Origin of the sequence: Bacillus sp. Au-Bac7 (genome assembly GCF_021341655.1) — a bacterium.
Classification (GTDB): Bacteria; Bacillota; Bacilli; order Bacillales; family Cytobacillaceae; genus Niallia.
In genome coordinates this window covers 1,002,625-1,021,971 of sequence record NZ_JAJTTG010000001.1, presented here as the reverse complement: position 1 = coordinate 1,021,971, position 19,347 = coordinate 1,002,625, and the positions used below count along the sequence as shown (strand labels likewise).

19 protein-coding genes are annotated in these 19,347 nt (G+C 38.2%); 15 read left to right on the top strand and 4 right to left on the bottom strand.

The annotated features are described in order from the left end of the window. Positions 1-48: 48 nt before the first annotated feature. Together pdxR and LXM54_RS05195 are read left to right on the top strand one after the other, a co-directional pair. Positions 49-1,440, top strand: coding sequence for a MocR-like pyridoxine biosynthesis transcription factor PdxR (pdxR, locus tag LXM54_RS05200; protein ID WP_233314021.1), 1,392 nt, complete (start codon positions 49-51; stop codon positions 1,438-1,440). 21 nt (positions 1,441-1,461) lie between these two features. Further along, on the top strand, positions 1,462-2,016 hold the full coding sequence (locus LXM54_RS05195; protein WP_233314020.1) for a hypothetical protein: 555 nt from the start codon (positions 1,462-1,464) through the stop codon (positions 2,014-2,016). Here LXM54_RS05195 and LXM54_RS05190 read toward each other — a convergent pair. Together LXM54_RS05190 and LXM54_RS05185 are read right to left on the bottom strand one after the other, a co-directional pair. Beyond that, the gene (locus LXM54_RS05190) at positions 2,013-2,321 is read right to left on the bottom strand and encodes an Hsp20/alpha crystallin family protein (protein WP_233314019.1); all 309 of its coding nucleotides are present in this window, start codon (positions 2,319-2,321) and stop codon (positions 2,013-2,015) included. The genes LXM54_RS05195 and LXM54_RS05190 overlap by 4 nt on opposite strands. 109 nt (positions 2,322-2,430) lie before the next feature. Continuing rightward, positions 2,431-2,574, bottom strand: a complete 144-nt coding sequence (locus LXM54_RS05185; RefSeq protein ID WP_442780416.1) for a small acid-soluble spore protein P — start codon at positions 2,572-2,574, stop codon at positions 2,431-2,433. Positions 2,575-2,748: 174 nt separating this feature from the next. Here LXM54_RS05185 and LXM54_RS05180 point away from each other — a divergent pair, with 174 nt between their 5' ends. The 3 genes from LXM54_RS05180 to LXM54_RS05170 all read left to right on the top strand — a co-directional run bounded on the left by LXM54_RS05180 (position 2,749) and on the right by LXM54_RS05170 (position 6,454). Next, positions 2,749-3,009 carry a hypothetical protein gene (locus LXM54_RS05180; RefSeq protein ID WP_233314018.1) on the top strand — a complete coding sequence of 87 codons (261 nt, stop codon included), beginning with the start codon at positions 2,749-2,751 and terminating at the stop codon, positions 3,007-3,009. Positions 3,010-3,222: 213 nt separating this feature from the next. Then, positions 3,223-5,928: an aconitate hydratase AcnA gene (acnA, locus tag LXM54_RS05175; protein WP_233314017.1), complete on the top strand. Its 2,706-nt coding sequence runs from the start codon at positions 3,223-3,225 to the stop codon at positions 5,926-5,928. A gap of 136 nt (positions 5,929-6,064) precedes the next feature. Continuing rightward, on the top strand, positions 6,065-6,454 hold the full coding sequence (locus LXM54_RS05170; RefSeq protein ID WP_233314016.1) for a rhodanese-like domain-containing protein: 390 nt from the start codon (positions 6,065-6,067) through the stop codon (positions 6,452-6,454). A gap of 46 nt (positions 6,455-6,500) precedes the next feature. Here LXM54_RS05170 and LXM54_RS05165 read toward each other — a convergent pair whose 3' ends face one another. Further along, a complete protein-coding gene (locus LXM54_RS05165) occupies positions 6,501-7,478 on the bottom strand; it encodes a D-2-hydroxyacid dehydrogenase (protein ID WP_233314015.1) in 978 nt (325 codons plus the stop codon). Further along, complete coding sequence (locus LXM54_RS05160; RefSeq protein WP_233314014.1) at positions 7,478-8,695, bottom strand: aminotransferase-like domain-containing protein; 1,218 nt, start codon at positions 8,693-8,695, stop codon at positions 7,478-7,480. The genes LXM54_RS05165 and LXM54_RS05160 overlap by 1 nt, the downstream gene beginning before the upstream one ends. Positions 8,696-9,295: 600 nt before the next feature. On the opposite strand from LXM54_RS05160, the gene LXM54_RS05155 reads away from it, so the two are divergent. The 10 genes from LXM54_RS05155 to LXM54_RS05110 all read left to right on the top strand — a co-directional run bounded on the left by LXM54_RS05155 (position 9,296) and on the right by LXM54_RS05110 (position 19,206). Beyond that, on the top strand, positions 9,296-10,630 hold the full coding sequence (locus LXM54_RS05155; protein WP_233314013.1) for a glutamine synthetase family protein: 1,335 nt from the start codon (positions 9,296-9,298) through the stop codon (positions 10,628-10,630). Positions 10,631-10,858: 228 nt separating this feature from the next. Continuing rightward, complete coding sequence (locus LXM54_RS05150; RefSeq protein ID WP_233314012.1) at positions 10,859-11,788, top strand: manganese-dependent inorganic pyrophosphatase; 930 nt, start codon at positions 10,859-10,861, stop codon at positions 11,786-11,788. 158 nt (positions 11,789-11,946) lie between these two features. Beyond that, a complete protein-coding gene (locus LXM54_RS05145) occupies positions 11,947-12,645 on the top strand; it encodes a response regulator transcription factor (protein WP_233314011.1) in 699 nt (232 codons plus the stop codon). Next, positions 12,642-14,006 carry a sensor histidine kinase gene (locus LXM54_RS05140; protein ID WP_233314010.1) on the top strand — a complete coding sequence of 455 codons (1,365 nt, stop codon included), beginning with the start codon at positions 12,642-12,644 and terminating at the stop codon, positions 14,004-14,006. The genes LXM54_RS05145 and LXM54_RS05140 overlap by 4 nt, the downstream gene beginning before the upstream one ends. Further along, complete coding sequence (locus tag LXM54_RS05135) at positions 14,003-14,707, top strand: PepSY domain-containing protein (protein ID WP_233314009.1); 705 nt, start codon at positions 14,003-14,005, stop codon at positions 14,705-14,707. The genes LXM54_RS05140 and LXM54_RS05135 overlap by 4 nt, the downstream gene beginning before the upstream one ends. 100 nt (positions 14,708-14,807) lie before the next feature. After that, complete coding sequence (locus tag LXM54_RS05130) at positions 14,808-15,365, top strand: PepSY domain-containing protein (RefSeq protein WP_233314008.1); 558 nt, start codon at positions 14,808-14,810, stop codon at positions 15,363-15,365. 297 nt (positions 15,366-15,662) lie between these two features. Then, on the top strand, positions 15,663-16,178 hold the full coding sequence (locus LXM54_RS05125; RefSeq protein WP_233314007.1) for a TlpA disulfide reductase family protein: 516 nt from the start codon (positions 15,663-15,665) through the stop codon (positions 16,176-16,178). 188 nt (positions 16,179-16,366) lie between these two features. Then, the gene (locus LXM54_RS05120; protein ID WP_233314006.1) at positions 16,367-16,498 is read left to right on the top strand and encodes an FbpB family small basic protein; all 132 of its coding nucleotides are present in this window, start codon (positions 16,367-16,369) and stop codon (positions 16,496-16,498) included. Between the two features lie 76 nt (positions 16,499-16,574). Further along, positions 16,575-16,718 carry an acid-soluble spore protein N gene (locus LXM54_RS05115; RefSeq protein ID WP_127741263.1) on the top strand — a complete coding sequence of 48 codons (144 nt, stop codon included), beginning with the start codon at positions 16,575-16,577 and terminating at the stop codon, positions 16,716-16,718. A 145-nt stretch (positions 16,719-16,863) separates the two neighbouring features. Further along, complete coding sequence (locus LXM54_RS05110; RefSeq protein ID WP_233314005.1) at positions 16,864-19,206, top strand: AAA family ATPase; 2,343 nt, start codon at positions 16,864-16,866, stop codon at positions 19,204-19,206. Positions 19,207-19,347 lie beyond the last annotated feature (141 nt).

Sequence of the window (19,347 nt, the reverse complement as noted above, 5' to 3'; positions counted from 1 at the left end):
AAAGTGCCAGTTTGCGAAAAAAACATTGGGACAGAATGGAGAGGGAAGATGGTTTCCTGTTTTATTGAAAAAGACAAAAAAACACCAATTTATAAACAGCTGTACGATTTCTACAAAGAAGAAATGCTCAATGGGAACATAAAAGAAGGCACAAAACTTCCTTCTGTCAGATCCCTTTCTCAAACGTTAAGCATAAGTAAAAATACAGTAAATGAAGCATATCAGCAGCTTTTGGCAGAAGGATTTATTGAAAGCAGAGTCAAAAAAGGGTATTGGGTTGTCCCTAATCTTGAATATTTACCTGATACAAAGCAGGAAGTACTTCAAGAGGAGAATAAAACTATTGCAGCGAAGGAATTTACCATTGACTTTCAATACGGAGATATTGATCTAGAGCATTTCCCAATGAAAACCTGGAAAAAATGCTTACAAGACAGCTTACAGGAAAATGATAAAGAAATCCTGCTATACGGAAATAAATTAGGCAGCATTTCATTGCGAAAACAGATAGCCACATATCTTTACAAATCGCGGGGAATTCATTGCACATATGAAGATATCGTAATATCAGCAGGAACAAATCAGCTTGTCAGAACAGTTATTTCCCTTCTTCAAAAGGATAAACTAGCTGTTGCCATGGAGAGCCCTGGCTATGATGGGGTAAAAAATACTTTCTTAACAGAAGGCTGTATGATTGTTGACATACCTGTTACAGCAGACGATGGGTACGATGTCCAAGCATTAAAAAGCAGTGGCTGCAATGCCGCGTATATCACACCATCCCATCAATTCCCCCTCGGATGTATCATGCCAGCTGCCAAAAGGTTGGAGCTGTTAAAATGGGCTGAAGAGACAAATGCTTATATTATTGAAGATGATTATGACAGTGAGTTTCGTTATGAAGGGGCACCGGTTGCAAGTTTAAAAGGCTTAGACCGGCAGGACAGAGTTATTTATGCAGGGACTTTCTCAAAATCATTTTTGCCTTCTGTTCGGATTAGCTATATGGTATTGCCAAAAAAATTATTGGAGAATCTGCATGAAGGGTTCATTGATTCCCAAAATGCTTCACCCATTTTTCAGCATGCATTAGCACTATTTATGGAAAGAGAACACTATGAGAGGCATCTAAGAAAAATGAGGAAAATCTATAAAGAAAAACATGAGATGCTGCTGTCATCCCTAAATGAGTATATGGGGGGATTTGTTAACATAATCGGTGAAAAGGCCGGATTGCATCTGCTTATAAATGTTGAAAATAAGCAGCATTCCCAATTGATTGAGGCAGCAGCACACCAGTCTATTGGCATATATTCTACTGCAAGCTATTATTCCAATAAATCAGTAGATGATTGTCCAATCATATTAGGGTTTGGAGGATTAACACTGCATAAAATAGACGAATACATAAAGCAGCTTGCGAAAGTTTGGTTTAATTAGTAGAGAAGAGGGTGGGTGCTTTTGACAGTTATATATGTAACAGCAATCATTATGCTTACAGCGATTCTATTTTTACGATTACTTGCTTATCATTTCGAAAAAAAATCACGGAGCAGCAAGTGGATAGAAACGTATTTGCGGCTTAGAAAACATAACCCGTATTATGGCTATATTTATGCCCTTGCTAATAAGGATGACAAAGCTGTTATTGCCAATTATCGCAGAGCTGTGAAACGCCCTAATCTCAGAAAGTATTATCCGCTTTTGACCATTCTATTTTGCTTTTATTTTCACAGTACGAAAGGAGTGAAGGAAGAAATAGCAAAACTTAGCAGTGATAACAATAAAAAATTTTTTATGCAGTGGTTAAAAATCAGACAAAACAAAGATGAATTTAATGATTCAAGCTTAGCGTCCGATCATAAATGGATGGAATATACAATCGCTGCATTAGATTATCAAGAGCAGGGGAAATGTGATTCAGCAAATAAGCAGTTGATGAAGGCGTGCAACCATTCAAACGGAATCATATACTATATATTAGAGAAAGAACGATTAACACTGAAGTATTCCTAATTTTTAAAGATTTTTACTTCTAAAATATTGTTGGTAAAGGCGGAAGTAATAGCATTATTTTCAATCTTTTGAGGGAAATAAACTGTCCTTGATTTAATGTGATTGTCTAAAGTACGAACCCTTACAGTCAGGTGGTTGTCTTTTACAAAGATCTCCATACTATTAGGAGAGATGTATGGCAGAAGGCTTTCAGCTAAATAGTAAGAATCTGCTTCATATAAATCGACAGGAAATTCTGTTTCATCTAAATAGCTGCTAATAGAGTTATATCCTTCCATCAAGGGAAATAATTGCTCATCACTCATTGTGAATTGCTCCTTTTTGATGACAAGATATTCGCAGCTGCCGTAACCTGTGCATAGAAAATTTTTTAGCAGGCTGATGATATATCATCAGCCTGTGTTTATCTATTTATTAAAAGTCGTGTCCGCTGTTGTGCTTCTGTCTAGTATGGTTGCGGTTTTTCACTTTTTTGCTCCCGCTGAGAGGCTCAGGCTGTCCGCCGTGATGGCCTTTCGGTGAATTTTTGCGCATATCTTTACCGTCGTTTTTATTCAAGACCTTCATCTCCTTTGCCATTTGAAAAGCAGTTTGCTCTTCACTGTTTAGAATGGGAGAAATATCTCTTGTTTATACAGAATATTTTTTTGTGTCTTTGAGCAATTTAACTGTAGGATTTCTTTCCTGCTTACAACCACGATTCTTATGCAAAAATAGATAGGAGGAAATACAGTGTTTTATCACAGCAATAAACAAGAAGCTTTCCAAGCTGCCCAAAATAACATGCGTGAAACGCAGACATTATATGAAGATATTGTAAAGGATTCTGCAAGCTACGGTCATCAGCTGAAGCATCTGAAACAAGAAATAAACGAAACATATGAACAAATCGAAAATGCTTTAGAAACTGCGTCTGAACATCAGCGCAAACAGCTAGAGACATTCCAGCAAGATTTAAAAACGATTGTCAGTGAGGTAAATGATCTTTCGTAACTTTAATAGCTGCACCTTTTCTTTTGGAAAGGGTGCTTTTTAAATTAGGTCATAAGTAGCGCTTATTATAAATGATAACTTTCTTATTATTTACTTATCAAAGCTGCTGTATTAAAATGAATGAGGAAATAAAAGACTAAAAAGATAGAAAGTACGAAATATTCGACTATTTTTCTATTTTTGGTATATGATTACATGGAGGGGGTAATACATATGGCAAAAGATACTTACAATGCACGTAAATCATTCGAGGTTGATGGGAAGCGTTATCATTATTATCAATTGGATGCATTGGAAAAAGCGGGAATCGGCAATGTTTCCAAATTGCCGTACTCTATCAAAGTTCTATTGGAATCTGTATTAAGACAAATGGATGGTTTTGTCATTAAAGACGAACATGTGGAAAACCTTGCAAAATGGGGAACAGATGAACTGAAAGAAATTGATGTGCCATTTAAGCCTTCAAGGGTTATCCTACAGGACTTCACAGGAGTTCCTGCAGTTGTTGACTTGGCTTCTTTAAGAAAAGCCATGGCTGATCTTGGCGGAGATCCAAGCAAAATTAACCCGGAAAAACCGGTCGATCTTGTTATTGACCACAGTGTGCAGGTTGACAAATATGGTACGCCAGATGCGTTGACTGCAAATATGGATCTTGAGTTTGAACGAAACGCAGAGCGTTACCAATTTTTGAGCTGGGCTCAAAAAGCTTTTGATAATTATCGTGCCGTTCCGCCTGCTACAGGAATCGTACACCAAGTAAATTTAGAATATTTAGCAAATGTTGTGCAAGTAGTCGAAAATGAAGATGGAGAGTTAGAAACTTTCCCTGATACATTAGTAGGAACAGACTCACATACGACGATGATCAACGGAATCGGCGTACTTGGATGGGGTGTCGGCGGTATCGAGGCAGAGGCTGGCATGCTTGGACAACCATCATATTTCCCAGTTCCAGAAGTTGTGGGTGTGAAGCTTATTGGTGATATGCCTAACGGTTCAACAGCAACAGACCTTGCTTTAAAAGTTACACAAGTGTTGAGAGGTGAAGGGGTAGTAGGCAAGTTCGTTGAATTCTTCGGACCTGGTATCTCCCAATTGCCGCTAGCTGACCGTGCGACAATCGCTAACATGGCTCCAGAATACGGAGCAACTTGCGGATTCTTCCCAGTTGATGAGGAATCATTGGCTTATATGAGATTAACAGGCAGATCAGAAGAGCAAATCAAAGTGGTAGAAGAATATTCTAAACTTAATGGACTGTTCTTTGATCCTAGTATTGAGCCAGTTTATACAAAAGTAATTGAAATTAATCTTTCAGATATTGAAGCAAACCTGTCTGGACCAAAACGTCCGCAAGACTTGATTCCATTATCGCAGCTGCAAAAAGCATTTGTTGATTCTGTGACTGCACCTGAAGGAAATCAAGGCTTCGGCTTGAAGAAAGATGAGTTTGATAAATCAGTAGATATCAAGTTTGCTAACGGGGACTCAACGACAATGAGGACAGGTTCTGTTGCAATCGCTGCTATCACTAGCTGTACAAATACATCCAACCCGTATGTGCTTGTTGGTGCTGGCCTTGTTGCCAAAAAAGCAGTGGAACTTGGCATGGAAGTGCCTAAATTCGTTAAAACTTCTTTGGCGCCAGGTTCAAAAGTAGTAACTGGTTATTTAAGAGATTCCGGCTTGCTGCCATACTTGGAACAAATCGGCTTTAACCTTGTTGGTTACGGCTGTACGACTTGTATCGGAAACTCTGGTCCATTGCGTGATGAAATCGAAATGGCAGTTGCTGATTCTGATTTGCTTGTTACTAGTGTGCTTTCCGGTAACAGAAACTTTGAAGGTCGTATTCATCCGCTTGTAAAAGCAAACTACTTGGCATCACCGCCGTTAGTTGTGGCTTATGCACTTGCGGGAACTGTTGATATTGACCTGCAAAACGAGTCAATCGGCAAGGATAAGGATGGCAACGATGTATTCTTCAAGGATATTTGGCCATCAACTGAAGAGGTTAATGAAGTGGTAAACCGCACTGTAACTCCTGAACTGTTTAAGAAGGAGTATGAGCGTGTGTTCGACGACAACGAGCGCTGGAATGAAATTCAGACTAGCAGCGATTCATTATACACATTCGATGATTCAAGCACTTATATTCAAAACCCTCCATTCTTTGAAGGGCTGAAGCCTGATCCTGAGAAGGTGCTTCCGATTAAAGGGCTTAAAATTGTCGGCAAGTTTGGCGACTCTGTTACAACAGACCATATTTCACCAGCCGGAGCAATCGGTGTCAACACTCCTGCAGGTAAATATTTAAAAGCAAACGGAGTAGAGGTTCGCGATTTCAACTCTTACGGTTCTCGCCGCGGTAACCACGAGGTCATGATGAGAGGAACATTTGCGAATATCCGTATCCGTAATCAGATTGCTCCTGGTACAGAGGGTGGGTTTACGACATACTGGCCGACAGGTGAAGTGACATCCATTTATGATGCTTGTATGCAATATAAACAAGATGGAACTGGCCTGATGGTTCTTGCCGGCAAAGATTATGGCATGGGATCTTCTCGTGACTGGGCAGCAAAAGGTACGAATCTCCTTGGAATTAAAACAGTTCTTGCTGAAAGCTTTGAGAGAATCCACCGCTCTAACCTTGTGTTAATGGGTGTGCTTCCATTGCAATTCAAGGATGGAGACAGCGCAGAGTCTCTTGGTTTAACAGGTAAAGAGACGTTTAACATATATGTCGATGAAACAGTTAAACCTCGTGATTTCATTGAAGTTACTGCGACAGATGAGGATGGAAACAAGAAGACATTTGAAGTGCTTGTACGCTTTGATTCTGAAGTAGAGATAGACTACTACCGTCACGGTGGAATCTTACCGATGGTGCTTCGAGATAAATTGAAGAACTAATGATAGAAAGAGACTAATGAGTGACTAATGACTCATTAGTCTCTTTTTCTTTTAGTGAGCGTACATTCTGCTAGGTAATTAAGGAAAAGTTTGCTACTATAGATATGTAGGAAATTACCATGAAGGAGTGATTGGAATGGCGTTGACATTCGGAAAATTATTAGAAGAAGCAAGAAGCAATGTGAAAGGCATCTCATCAATTGAAGCAAAAAAACAAATGGAAGACAAACCTAATACATATGTAATTGATGTGCAGGATGCTGAGGATGCAGGAGCTTGCGGATTAATTCCAAGCAGTGTAAACATCTCACTAGGCATGCTGCCGATTCGTGCTGATTTGGAGCTTCCTGAAGAGCTTCGCAATCCAGAATTAGCTGATCGCAACAGACCGATTCTAGTAACATGCGGTTTAGGCGGACAAGCTGCTCTTGGCGCTTATTTGCTTAAACAAATGGGATTTGCTGATGTAGCTTTCATTGAAGGCGGAACAACAGCTTGGAAACAAGAAGGCTACGAAACAGTTTAATATCGAAGGAAAAGAGGAGCGCTAAATGGTCGCTCCTCTTTATATTTTAATAGCCAAGCTCTTTATTAACCAAATTAAGTAGCTCTTTGCCTTCTTTAAATCTAGTGACATTCTCTAAAAATATATCCATATAACGATCCATGCTTTTCGGAGAATAATAGGCATTATGGGGAGATATTATGACATTCTCCAATGCCCAGAAGGGGGACTCGCTTGGTAACGGCTCCACCTCAAATACATCAAGAGCAGCACCTTTAATTCGCTGAGCTGTTAACACTTCCAGCAAATCAGCTTCTGCAATTGTATTGCCTCTGCCGATATTAATCAAGTAAGCAGATGGTTTCATAAGCTTTAGCTTCTCTTTATTTATGAATTGGTACGTTTCCTTTGTTGAAGGCAAAGCGAGAACAAGAAAATCAGCATTTTTAATGACATCATCGACTTGTTCAAGTCCAACCACCTCATCTGCAGGATCATTACTTGTTGTAATGGAAGGTCTCTTTCGGCAGCCGACTACATGCATGCCAAGAGCTTTGCATCTTTTCGCAATCTCTTTGCCAATCTCTCCATATCCGATAATTCCTATAGTGGCGCCGTCTAAGTCTTGAATATCCGTATTGCTCCAGATTCGCTTGTTTTGATTACGCAGCATGGTTGGCAGCCCTCTTGCAAACCCAGAAATCATGGCAACAGTATGTTCGGCAATCGGTATAGAAGTGCAGCCCTTTGTATTGGTAATCAGTAGATTACTTTTAATTGTTTCCTCATGAAGCAGAGCATCCAGTCCAACACTTAATGATTGTACCCATTTAAGCTTTGGGGCGTTGTTCCTAATGGTAAGAGGGTCCATTAAACCTAAGGTAAGGATAATATCACACTCACTTAAATCGAAGTTCACTGCTGGTTCTTCTTTACCAAATTGCCAAGGATCAAACAAAACGGTTGCACCTAAGGCTTTTATTTTTTCGATATACTTTTTTGGTATATTGTACCTAACATAAATGACAGGGGATGATGAATCCATCAGTTAGCTTCCTCCATCGGCAAGGTGCGGATATATTGGAAGTAAGTATCCGCAAGCCGTTTAATCGCCTCTTTAATTTTCTCCTCACTACAGTATGTGAAACAAAGTCTCATTGTGTTAAAGCCTTCGTCTTCAAGGAAGAAATGCTGTCCATCCAAATAGGAGACACCAGCAGTCATTGCAGCTTCCACAAAGTCGCTTGTATTTATGCCAGCAGGGAATGTGAGCCAGAGAAAGAAGCCTCCTTCTGGTGAAACAAAGCTGACCTCGTCGCCGAAATGCTCGTTAATGGCTTCAACCATTGCCTCTTTTCTTGATTTATACGTATTGCTTAAATACTTGATATGTTCTTCGATATCCAGCTGGTCTAACACATTGTGAACAACTTCCTGTACATATACGCTAGTCAGCCCGTCTGTTTTCAAAATACGCATCTTAGTGATAATCTCACTTAATCCAATTGCCCAGCCTAAACGGATCCCAGGTGCAATTACTTTAGAAAAGGTGCTTAAATAGATGACGCGCTCAGGACCGAAGGAGTGGATAGAAGGGAGATAAGTGCCATCAAAGGAAAGCTCCACATAAGCATCATCTTCCAAAATGAAGAAATTATATTCATAAGCAAGCTCTGCGAGTTTCCTTCGTCTGTCTACAGAGAGATTGACACCGCCTGGATTATGGTAATTGGGCATGATGTACAGAAGCTTCGGAATTGGCTTTTGCTGAAGAGTGGCTTCTAATAATGCTTTTTCCACATAGTCAACCATTATTCCATTCTCATCAATCGGAAATGACCGTAATTTTACCTGCGCCAAATTAAATGTCCGAATTGCACCAAAAAAACAAGGAGCTTCAATCCAAATTTCGTCACCTGGGTCAGTGAGTGTTCGTGCCACTAAATCGATTGCCTGCATGCTCCCGGCAGTTACAAGGATTTGGTCCTCTTTTGCATGTACGTCACGGAGCTTTGATCGTTCGAGAATCCAGTTAACAATATGACTTGTGCCTGTTCCGCCGCTATAAGACATAGCACCAAACCCTTGCGTTTTCATGGCAGCTTGTGTTGCAGCAACCATCGTTTCTAATGGAAAAGACTCTGGAGCAGGAAAACCATAAGACAATGGAATAACATGGTCTAGTGAACCGGCGAAGGAGGAGCCGATAATCGGCATGTTCGGAAATCTTTTACTAAATGTAAATTGCTTTAATGAATTCATACTATAAACACCATCCTCTTAAAAAATAATTTATTTTAAAAATTAACACTATTCAAATAATTTATAAAGTAATTTATTTCAAAAACTGCTTTTAGTAGAAAAGGATTGCTTGTTAAAGGCTAATCATAAATCCTTGATTCACTACCTCCATGTACTGTTTTGCAAATTCCTGATTTATCTTCCATGAATTGCTAATAAGCGAAGAAAATCTGACAAGATTAATGGTGCAGACATTCCTAATGGGAAAAGAAGCTGCCGATAGCAAAACTGCATGAAGCCAAGCCAGTTTGCTCCTTTCGTCAGTAAAACGTTTGGAGAATTACTGAATATAGAGCCAACTATATGCTATTTATTTCGAATATGGAAATATTAAAAGACGGCGAAAAAACGAGCATTCAAAAGAAAATAAGCAGTTAATTTCATTTTTTACAGAATTTTCGGATTTTTATAAAAAATAAACCAAACATAAAAACAAAAGAATGTAAACGCTATCTTATAAAATATTTAAAAAATTTTAAAAAAGATATTGTATAACTATAAATAATTTCTTATAATGAATTCAAGTTAGATAATAGAACATGAATTGTGAGGTAAATTGACATGGCTGAAATTACATTAGAACAGATTCAAAGTATCATTAAAGGAAAAAATGTAGAATTATTGCATATGCAATTTGTAGATATTGAAGGGATTTTGAAAAATATCACAATTACAGCAGCTCAATTAGATGATGCAGTAGAAGGGAAAATCATGATTGATGGTTCTTCCATCAAAGGTTTCTCACCTATCAATAAATCAGATTCTTATTTAGCCCCAGATTTAAACACATTTGTTGTGTTGCCTTGGACAGAAGAAGAAGGATATTCAGAAGCACGCTTCCTTTGCTCTGTAACAAATCCAGATGGTACATTATTTGAAGGTGACACACGTAATGTTCTTAAGAAGACAGTGGCACGTGCAGCAGAACAAGGATATACGATTTCTGTAGGTCCTGAATTGGAATTCTTCTTGTTTGAAACAGATGCACAAGGTTACCCAACGACAGTCCTAGGTGACAGAGGCGGATACTTTGAGCCATCTCCTAAAGACTTAGGTGAAAAGGTTCGTGTTGAAATCTTCAAAACTTTGCGAGCAATGGGCTTTACAATTGAAGCATTGCACCATGAAGTAGCAGAAGGCCAGCATGAAATTAACTTTAAATATGCAGATGCTCTAGGAGCTGCAGACCTTGCGACTACTTACAAATGGGTAGTTAAAACAATCGCAGCACAATATGGCTTGCATGCAACATTTATGCCAAAGCCAGTATTCGGCATCAACGGTTCAGGAATGCATGTTAACATGTCGTTCTTCAAGGATGGCGAAAACATTTTCTTCGATCCGTCTGATGAACTGCAGCTTTCAAGTGAAGCTTACTCTTTCATCGCTGGTATCCTTGATAATGTTAAGAGTTTCGTAGCTGTTACAAATCCGCTAGTAAACTCTTACAAACGTCTAGTACCTGGCTATGAAGCACCAGTATATCTTGCTTGGTCTGCTTCAAACCGTTCAGCTTTAATCCGTATTCCAGCTAAAAAAGGCATGGCAACTCGCGTAGAATTGCGTTGTCCAGATCCAGCATCAAATCCATATTTGACATTTGCAGTAATAGCATCTGCTGGTCTTGATGGAGTGGAAAAAGGATTGCAAGCTCCAGCACCTGTTAACGAAGATATCTTCCACATGACAGATGCACGCCGCGAAGAGTTGGGCATCGACAGCCTACCAGGTGGCCTAGAAGCAGCTATCGCTGAACTGGAAGCAGGAGAAATCGGTCTTAAAACACTTGGAGAGCACGTATTCTATGAGTATGTTGCAGCGAAAAAAGAAGAGTGGGATAACTACCGTACACAAATCCATGCTTGGGAAATTGAAAACTACCAATTTAAATTCTAATAGTTTGATAGATAAGAGAGGGCATCAGCCCTCTTTTTTTTGTTGTGCTATCTTAGTAGTTTATGTCAAATGCTTCTTCGCAAAAATACAATTCCGATAAAATAAGAAGGAGATTTTGTCTATCGATTATTTATTTTTGCTAGCGATATGATACAATAAATACATTGGATAACAAGTGCATCCTTGTTTATCTATGTCAATAATTTCAGTTACAAGGAGAATTAAAGAATGGGAAAAGTTTTAGTTTTTGGTCACAAAAATCCTGATACGGATACGATTTGTTCTGCTATCGCTTATGCAGAATTGAAAAAAGCTTTAGGTGTAGAAGCGGAAGCTGTTCGCCTGGGAGAAATCAATGGCGAAACAAAGTTCGCTCTAGATTACTTCAAAGCTGAAGCTCCAAGATACATACAAAAGGCGTCAGAGGAAACAGATTCTGTAATTCTTGTAGATCACAACGAATTCCAGCAAAGTGTGGAAGATATTAAAGAGGTTTCTATCCTGGAAGTTATCGACCACCACCGTATTGCTAACTTTGAAACAAGCGATCCTTTATATTATCGCGCTGAGCCTGTTGGCTGTACTGCTACAATTCTTAACAAGCTTTACAAAGAGAACAATGTTGAAATCAAAAAAGACATTGCAGGTTTAATGGTTTCTGCAATTATTTCCGATTCATTATTGTTTAAATCTCCAACTTGCACAGATCAGGATGTTAAAGCAGCACAAGAGCTTGCTGAAATTGCTGGCATTAATTTGGACCAATATGGTTTGGACATGCTTAAAGCTGGTGCAGATTTAAGCGACAAAACAGTAGAGCAACTAATCAGCCTTGATGCAAAAGAATTTCCAATGGGGTCATATAAAGTGGAAGTTGCTCAAGTTAATGCAGTGGACACAAATGATGTACTTGCTAAACAAGGCGAACTGGAAGATGCATTAAATAAAGTGATTGCTGACAAAGGGCTTGATTTATTCTTGCTTGTTGTAACAGATATCTTAAACAATGATTCTGTTGCCCTCGCACTTGGAACGAAAACTAGTGCAGTGGAAGCGGCATTTGGCGTAAAACTTGAAAATAACACAGCCTTGCTTAAAGGTGTTGTATCACGCAAAAAACAAATCGTTCCTGTATTAACAGAGGAATTATCAAAATAATCCATAATAGTAAAAAGAACTTGCTTGTGTAAGTTGATCATAAAGATCACTTATTCAAAGGCAAGTTCTTTTTTTATGTGCGTGTTTACGATAATATCAAAGTAAAGATATGACTAAAAAACATTTCCCCCAGAGATGTAATAGGGAGCTGAGGAAGTTTGCCAAAGGATAAAATTCTTGTTATTGAAGATGAACAAAAAATCGCAAGAATCATTACGATGGAGCTCGAATACGAAGGTTATGAAGTTCACGCAGAGCATTCCGGTGTTAAAGGTTTAGAGAAAGTGCTTGAGGGAGGCTGGAGTCTTGTCTTGCTTGATGTAATGCTGCCAGAATTAAGCGGTTTAGAGGTCTTAAGAAGAATCCGCAATGCAGCTGTGCATGTTCCGGTTATTCTTTTGACTGCAAGAGGTTCTATTCCAGACAAAGTAGCAGGCCTTGATTTAGGGGCAAACGACTATATGACAAAGCCATTCCAAATAGAGGAGCTGCTTGCCCGAATTCGGGCAAGCCTTCGCGTCAGCAAGATGCAATGGAAACAAGAGCAGGAAAAAGTGCTAGAAGTGGATGATTTAAAAGTATTTGTCAAATCTTATTCCGTAAAGCGTGCAGACATCGATATTGAACTGACACCAAGGGAATTTGAGCTGCTTCTTTATTTAATGGAAAATAAAAATATTGTGTTAAGCAGAGAACAAATTATGAATCATGTTTGGGGTTATGATTTTATGGCAGATACAAATGTGGTGGATGTTTATATAAGATATTTACGCAAGAAAATCGATTATCAATTTGATAGACAGCTGATTCAAACAATTCGCGGGGTTGGCTATGTCATTAAGGAATCTTCTATATGAGAGTCAGAACGCGCATCCAAGTTTTTTCAACATTGCTGCTAATCATAATGATGGTTTGTCTTAATACGACCATTTACTTCGTTTTTCAAAAGGAAATCCTTAAAAATGAAGTGAACGAAACAGCAGGCAAGTTGATGCAGGCAGCAGGAAATCTTGACAGTGCAACAACAGAAATGACGAGAAATTCCCTCCTGCGTGCCTTCGTCCCAGCAAATGGAATGATTCGTGCAATTGACGAAAATAATGCAGTGATTTTTACAAGCACGAAAGAATCAAGCTATGCTGATATAGACCATTCCTTTTCAGCTGGCCAATCGGAAAACGTTCTAAAACAAGATGGAAGCTCGTTTGCCGTTGCTTCACTGCCAGTCATCTGGAATGACGGCAGTGTAGTAAAGCTGGAGATGGCTGAAAATATCGACAGCTCACTGCGTATATTGGATGTATTAAGACTGATTCTGATAATCGGGACTGTTCTCGTTATATTGCCGACTTTTTTGGCTGGAAGATTGCTATCAAGTTTCATATTGACACCAATTCAGTCTCTTATAAAAACAATGGAGGAGATCCAGTCAAAGGGCAGTTTTCAAAAGCTTGAATTGCAAGACAGAAGTAAGGATGAATTGTATCAGCTTGGGAACACCTTTAACAAAATGATATCTATATTAGAATTGCAATATGATAAGCAAAAACAATTTGTCTATGATGCCTCGCATGAATTGAAAACTCCGCTTACTGTAATTGAAAGCTATGCCAGCATGCTGAAGCGCTGGGGAAAGAATAAGCCTGATGCTTTAGAGGAAGGAATAGATGCCATTTTATCAGAGGCGGTGCGTATGAAGGAAATGACAAATGAAATGCTTGAGCTGGCAAAAGCCGATGATCATCTTGTCTTGCATTTGGAAGACTTTGAGCTGAATAAGCTTTGCATCAAGACTGCGAAGAATATGGAAATGGCGACAGGACGGATCGTGTTAGTTGAAAAGGCAAGCACGCCAGTCATTCTGTATGGTGATAAGCAAAAAATAAAGCAGCTTCTTCTTATTCTCCTTGATAATGCCTTTAAGTATGGAGCAAATACAGTGAAATTGGCAGTGAACACTACACAAGAGAATATTATTTTAAAGGTTGAAGATGATGGCATCGGTATTGATAAAAAAAAGCAGCCGTTAATATTTGACCGCTTTTACCGTGCTGATATGTCGAGAAATCGGGAAAACGGCGGTGTTGGGCTAGGACTGTCGATCGCAAAACTTATCATGACTGCTCATGATGGTATGATTGAAGTGGAAAGTGAGTTAGATAAAGGAACAACGTTTACATGTATGTTCCCTGCAGGACAAAAGGCGGTGGACAAATGATGAACAAGAAGAAACTTCTCCTCATTAGCAGCTTCCTCCTGATTATTGTCCTATTGGTTTTAGGGTATTTTATCTTCTTCGCCGATGAAAGCAGTACTTTAACAGAGGATGCGGCAAAAGATTTTGTCTTGTCTAATTATGGAGGCACAGTAAGTAGTGTTTCACAAAGGGATGGAGAATCAGGACCTTCTTATCGAATCATTTTTGAAACAGACAGTGGTGTATACAATATAGTGCTTAACAAAAAGACAGGCAAAGTGGAGACCTTAATTCAACAATCTGTGAAGGATACTACCGACAAAGCTAGTCTCATCCAAGAAGAAGAGGCAAAAACGTTGATACAAGAGCAGATAAAAGGTGATTTATTGACAATTGAAGAAACAAACCAAGATAGTATTTCCTATTATTCTTTTATTATTAAAACAGAAGCTAAAGACACAGCCTATTTGCTAGACAGGGAAACTGGAGAAATTAAAGAAGATGCGGCAGACGGAACTACAGAATATATCTCAAAGGAAAAAGCAGAGGAAATAGCTTTACAGGAAATCGCAGGAACTGTTTCAGAAATCGATATGGAAGAGGATGAAGATTTCGGTCTCGTTTATGAATTGGAAATAGAAGCGGAAGGCGATAAAGAAGTAAAAATGTATATTAATGCCTATACAGGTGCCATTGAATCAATTAATTGGGACAATGATTAAAACGCTCCGATGAATTCTCATCAATTTCTCATATTTCTGCTAAAGTCTTATCATTTTCTCAGGATAGGATAGAAGTATAAGAAAAAGGAGGAATTAAAAAATGAATACAATAAAAAAAGCGTGGAGCAAAATTATACAAACTAAATGGTTAAAATACGGTATCGGTGCAGCAATCATCGGTTTTGGCGGAGCAGCTGCATATGACCTGATTGATGACAGAGATGTCTATGCAAACGGTGGTATTGTAAAAAGCTTTACAGCAGAAACGGCGGCTGTATCAAAACAAGAGGCTGCTGAAATTGCTTCAAAAGAAAAGAATAGTGCTGTAGAAGAGGTAGAGCAAGAGTATACGGAAACTGGAGCAGGTGTATACCAAGTAGAATTCGCTGATGACCAAGATGATATATATGTCGATTCAGAAGACGGCACCATCATTACAAAGGAAATGCTTGCTGATAAAATTAAAGTAACAGAAGAGCAAGCGAAAGAAATAGCATTAAAAGAAGCAGATGGCACCATTACAGAATTTGAGTTAGATGATGATAACGCTCAATTCATTTATGACCTAGAAGTAACAGCAAAGGATGGCATGGAAACAGAGCTGAGCATTTCAGCAGAAACAGGAAAAATATTAAGTAAAGAGCAAGACAGGTTTTAATCTGACTATAAGAAGCAGCCTCATTTAGGCTGTTTTTTTATTTTAATCCTAATTTATGACAATATTTGCAACATTTATTATATCCTATATATTTTTCTGTCTATACCTGATAAGGTGTAAGGGACAGGAAACAAATGAGTTTTAAATGACGACGTGTCAGGCATGAAATATGCTGATTTTACTCATTCCTATAACCTTATAATTTTACGCATTCAAAGTCCCTTCCAAAAATAAACATCGTAATTAAAATAAAAATGGAAAACTTAAATGTAAGAAATGATTATAGGAGTGGTCTTGATGAAAAAAATAATCGTATTTTTATGTATCCTTGTTAGTGTAAGCCTTTTACTGGTTGATATACAAAAAGCTTCTGCCGAAGGCACTGGAAAAAATATTGGAGTGAATATTGGAAATATCGCACCTGACTTTATTTTGAAGGATATGAAAGGGCAAAAAGTGCGGCTTTCTGATTTAAAAGGTAAAAAAGTAATGATCAATTTCTGGGCAACATGGTGTCCGCCATGCAGACAGGAAATGCCGGAAATCGAGAAGTTTTTTCAAGAACAAAAGGGAGATATAGAGATACTGGCAATAAATATTGATGGCGGAGCTCCCAAAAACGTTGCTGATTATATAAAAAAAATGAAGCTTACTTTTCCTGTCGTGCTGGATGAACAAGATAAGGTAAATGAAATGTATAAGGTAATCACTATTCCCACTACTTTTTTAATTGACGAGAAAGGAGTTATTGTCAATAAATACTATTCTGTCATGTCATTAGAGATAATGAGGGAGTTAATAAGGAAGAAATAATTTCTGAAAGCGCTTTACAACTATATGGACATCACGTATAATGAGAGCGTATCAAAAGTATACATATGAGTATTGTTTTCAGAAAACAATTACTTTTCAAACTTTTAAAAGAATTTCTTCAAATGCGTATTAAAAACAGGCAATTTTGGGAATTATGAAAATATAAAAGGATAAAGGAGATAAAAGAGATGAGAAAACCTCGTAAACGGTCATTTCAGGAACTAGTGTCAGAAAATAAACTGCAATTGCTTCGAGACAGAGAAGCAATTGAGAAAATTGAAGAGCGCATTGAAAAAAAACATTTGAAAAAAGCAAGATAATCAATTAGTGAAAAATTTTGCCACACATCATCCATTCCTTTATAGTGCAAACTTTATATAAAGGAGGGGATGAATGATGAGCAATCCAAAAAAAGACAGCAAGCATTTTGTGCCTAGCCATATTGGAACTAAATCGAGAGGTTTCGGCGGCAATAAAGGCAAAAAAATGCAGGATACTTCAGGTCAGCATGCCCAAGTGATCCAAACAAAAGGTGAATAAACTTTTTAGCTTCTGTACATATGTGCAGAAGCTTTTTGTATGTATAAACGAAGGAAAACAGCTTAAATCATTAACGAATATTCACGATTATGATACTATAAGAAGATGTAAATAAACTTATATGTAAGTGAAGTGAAAGTAGATAATGGAAAAGAAATTCGAAAATACAGTCAGTCAAACAATTGCTTCTCTTGAAGAGGAATTTAAGAATACAGGTACTATTAACAACGAAAAAGCAGTTTTGTCTGCGATACAATCATTAAATGAAGCCGAGAAGCCAGAGATTGTCTCCCGATTGCTAACAATGGCGGCAATCTCCCGATTAAAAGCAAATGAAAAGGATTCAATTGCAACAGCATGGCTTAAAAAGGCGAAAGATTTAGATTCAAGTAATAAAGAGGCAAATAAATACCTTTCCCAAAACGACTGGAAAAACTATGAAGGTCTGTTGGACATGCTTAATTTCCCTGCGATTAGAGAGACAGATAACCGGACAGCGAAAAGGAAAATTGCTGAACAGTATATTAATAACTGCCGGAAGTTTCTTGATATGATTGATGATGAAAACGATAAATTAACAGAAAACAGTGCAGCAGCATCTATTTTTAATAATACACTTGCTGTGACTAAGTACAAAGAAATTATTACATTGCTGGATGAAGTAACGCAAAAAACATCTCAGCTTCTGCAATCATCTGAAGAATATGAAGAATCCATAAGCGGTGTTTTTCATACATCTATTTATTATGACAGTGTTAAAAAGCTGATTGAAGAGCTTAATGAGTTAAAGGCTGCTTGGTTGAACATTTTTAAAGAGGAAGACTCAAGCGAGGCAAAAGCGGAAACAACCTCAGCCTTAGAACAGCTTCAACAAATGATTGGCTTAGAGAAAGTTAAAAATAGAGTAAAGGATTTTTATCAATTCTTAAAGTATCAAAACTCAAGGAAAAAGCTCGGTTTCACCATTCAGGATGAATTAAGTCTTAATATGATTTTTACAGGAAATCCTGGTACAGGAAAAACGACATTGGCTCGGTTAATGGCTAAAATTTATTATGAACTAGGTGTGCTGCCTAGTCAGGAGGTTGTTGAAACAGACCGATCCCAGCTAGTCGGAGGCTATATGGGGCAGACAGAGGAAAATGTGCGCAATGTTGTAAAGCAATCTCTTGGCGGTGTGCTGTTTATTGATGAAGCCTACAGCTTAAACAGAGATGGACAAGGCAATGATTACGGACAAACAGCGATTGACACATTGGTTTCCTTAATGACTAGTTCTGAATTCGGCGGGAAGTTTGCTGTTATATTAGCAGGCTATCCGGAAGAGATGAGACAGTTCCTTGACGGCAATCATGGATTAAGCAGCCGTTTTCCATCATCTAACTTTATTCATTTACCTAATTATTCTGCAGAGGAACTTGTTGCTATCGGAGAAAAAATTGCCAATGACAATGATTATGTCATCAGTGAAGAAGGCAAACAGCAATTAGAGCTGCGCCTTGAAAAGGAACAGGTTGATGAAAGCTTCGGCAATGCCCGTGCAGTTAAAAATATTGTCCTAGATGCGATTTTTAACAAAGGTTCTCAAGCACAATCAAACAAGCAGTTCCTCACATATACCTTGCTTGACGGCAATGATTTTGCTGCGTCAGAGGAGGAGGCTTTAGAAAATCCAGCGGAAGAACTTGATTCTATGATTGGTCTGACAAAGGTAAAGGATGAAATGAAAAAAATTATTTCATTCGTTAAAGTTCAGCAAGTCAGACGAACGAATTCTAAAAAGAACTTGCCTATCCAGCTTCATGCTGTATTTACGGGAAATCCAGGTACAGGAAAAACGACAGTTGCTAAGCTTTATGCCCAGTTCTTAAAGGATTGCGGGATTTTAAAGCGTGGGCATCTCGTAGTAGCAAGCAGAGCGGATTTTATAGCAGGATTTGTGGGCCAAACGGCGATTAAAACGAAAAAGAAGATCAGAGAAGCATTAGGCGGCGTTCTATTCATTGATGAAGCATATTCTCTATTGTCAGGATCTAATCAAGATTTCGGCAAAGAAGCTATCGACACACTTGTGATGGAAATGACAAAGCATAATGAAAATCTTGTTGTCGTCTTGGCCGGTTATCCTGATGAAACAAAGGCATTGCTTGAAAGCAATCCAGGTTTAACATCACGCTTCAAGAAGTTTATCCATTTCGAGGATTATAATAGTGAAGAATTGATTCAAATAATGGAAGGTTATGCGGCAAAATATGACTATCAGTTAGAAAATAATGCGAAGCTTGCCCTTCAGACAAAGCTTGCGTCATTTAACTCAAATGGAAATGGGCGATTTGCGACTAATCTTGTAGATGAAGCTGTCCAGATGCAAGCATTGCGAATCATGGAAGCTAATGATGATAGCCTTGATTATTCTATTCTTACAGAAGCAGATATGCTTCATGCACTAGATTCCTTCAGCAACAGTGCAAACACAAAGCAATCATAATAGTAAACAAAAGCGGCTGTCTTTACAGCCGCTTTTTTATATAAAAAAGGACTATCCCATAAGGATAGTCAAAATCAGCAGTTTTTATCTCAGGTGTGTAGTTTATGTGAAAAACTGCAGACTTTATTGTACTTTTTTTAA

Excerpts from the sequence above, each read along its gene's own strand:
- LXM54_RS05115 (WP_127741263.1), top strand. The coding sequence starts at position 16,575 with ATGAGCAATCCAAAAAAAGACAGCAAGCATTTTGTGCCTAGCCATATT.
- LXM54_RS05150 (WP_233314012.1), top strand. The coding sequence starts at position 10,859 with ATGGGAAAAGTTTTAGTTTTTGGTCACAAAAATCCTGATACGGATACG.
- LXM54_RS05160 (WP_233314014.1), bottom strand. The coding sequence starts at position 8,695 with ATGAATTCATTAAAGCAATTTACATTTAGTAAAAGATTTCCGAACATG.
- LXM54_RS05135 (WP_233314009.1), top strand. The coding sequence starts at position 14,003 with ATGATGAACAAGAAGAAACTTCTCCTCATTAGCAGCTTCCTCCTGATT.
- LXM54_RS05130 (WP_233314008.1), top strand. The coding sequence starts at position 14,808 with ATGAATACAATAAAAAAAGCGTGGAGCAAAATTATACAAACTAAATGG.
- LXM54_RS05125 (WP_233314007.1), top strand. The coding sequence starts at position 15,663 with ATGAAAAAAATAATCGTATTTTTATGTATCCTTGTTAGTGTAAGCCTT.
- LXM54_RS05140 (WP_233314010.1), top strand. The coding sequence starts at position 12,642 with ATGAGAGTCAGAACGCGCATCCAAGTTTTTTCAACATTGCTGCTAATC.
- LXM54_RS05120 (WP_233314006.1), top strand. The coding sequence starts at position 16,367 with ATGAGAAAACCTCGTAAACGGTCATTTCAGGAACTAGTGTCAGAAAAT.
- LXM54_RS05155 (WP_233314013.1), top strand. The coding sequence starts at position 9,296 with ATGGCTGAAATTACATTAGAACAGATTCAAAGTATCATTAAAGGAAAA.
- acnA (WP_233314017.1), top strand. The coding sequence starts at position 3,223 with ATGGCAAAAGATACTTACAATGCACGTAAATCATTCGAGGTTGATGGG.
- LXM54_RS05170 (WP_233314016.1), top strand. The coding sequence starts at position 6,065 with ATGGCGTTGACATTCGGAAAATTATTAGAAGAAGCAAGAAGCAATGTG.
- pdxR (WP_233314021.1), top strand. The coding sequence starts at position 49 with ATGGTTTCCTGTTTTATTGAAAAAGACAAAAAAACACCAATTTATAAA.
- LXM54_RS05165 (WP_233314015.1), bottom strand. The coding sequence starts at position 7,478 with ATGGATTCATCATCCCCTGTCATTTATGTTAGGTACAATATACCAAAA.
- LXM54_RS05110 (WP_233314005.1), top strand. The coding sequence starts at position 16,864 with ATGGAAAAGAAATTCGAAAATACAGTCAGTCAAACAATTGCTTCTCTT.
- LXM54_RS05190 (WP_233314019.1), bottom strand. The coding sequence starts at position 2,321 with ATGAGTGATGAGCAATTATTTCCCTTGATGGAAGGATATAACTCTATT.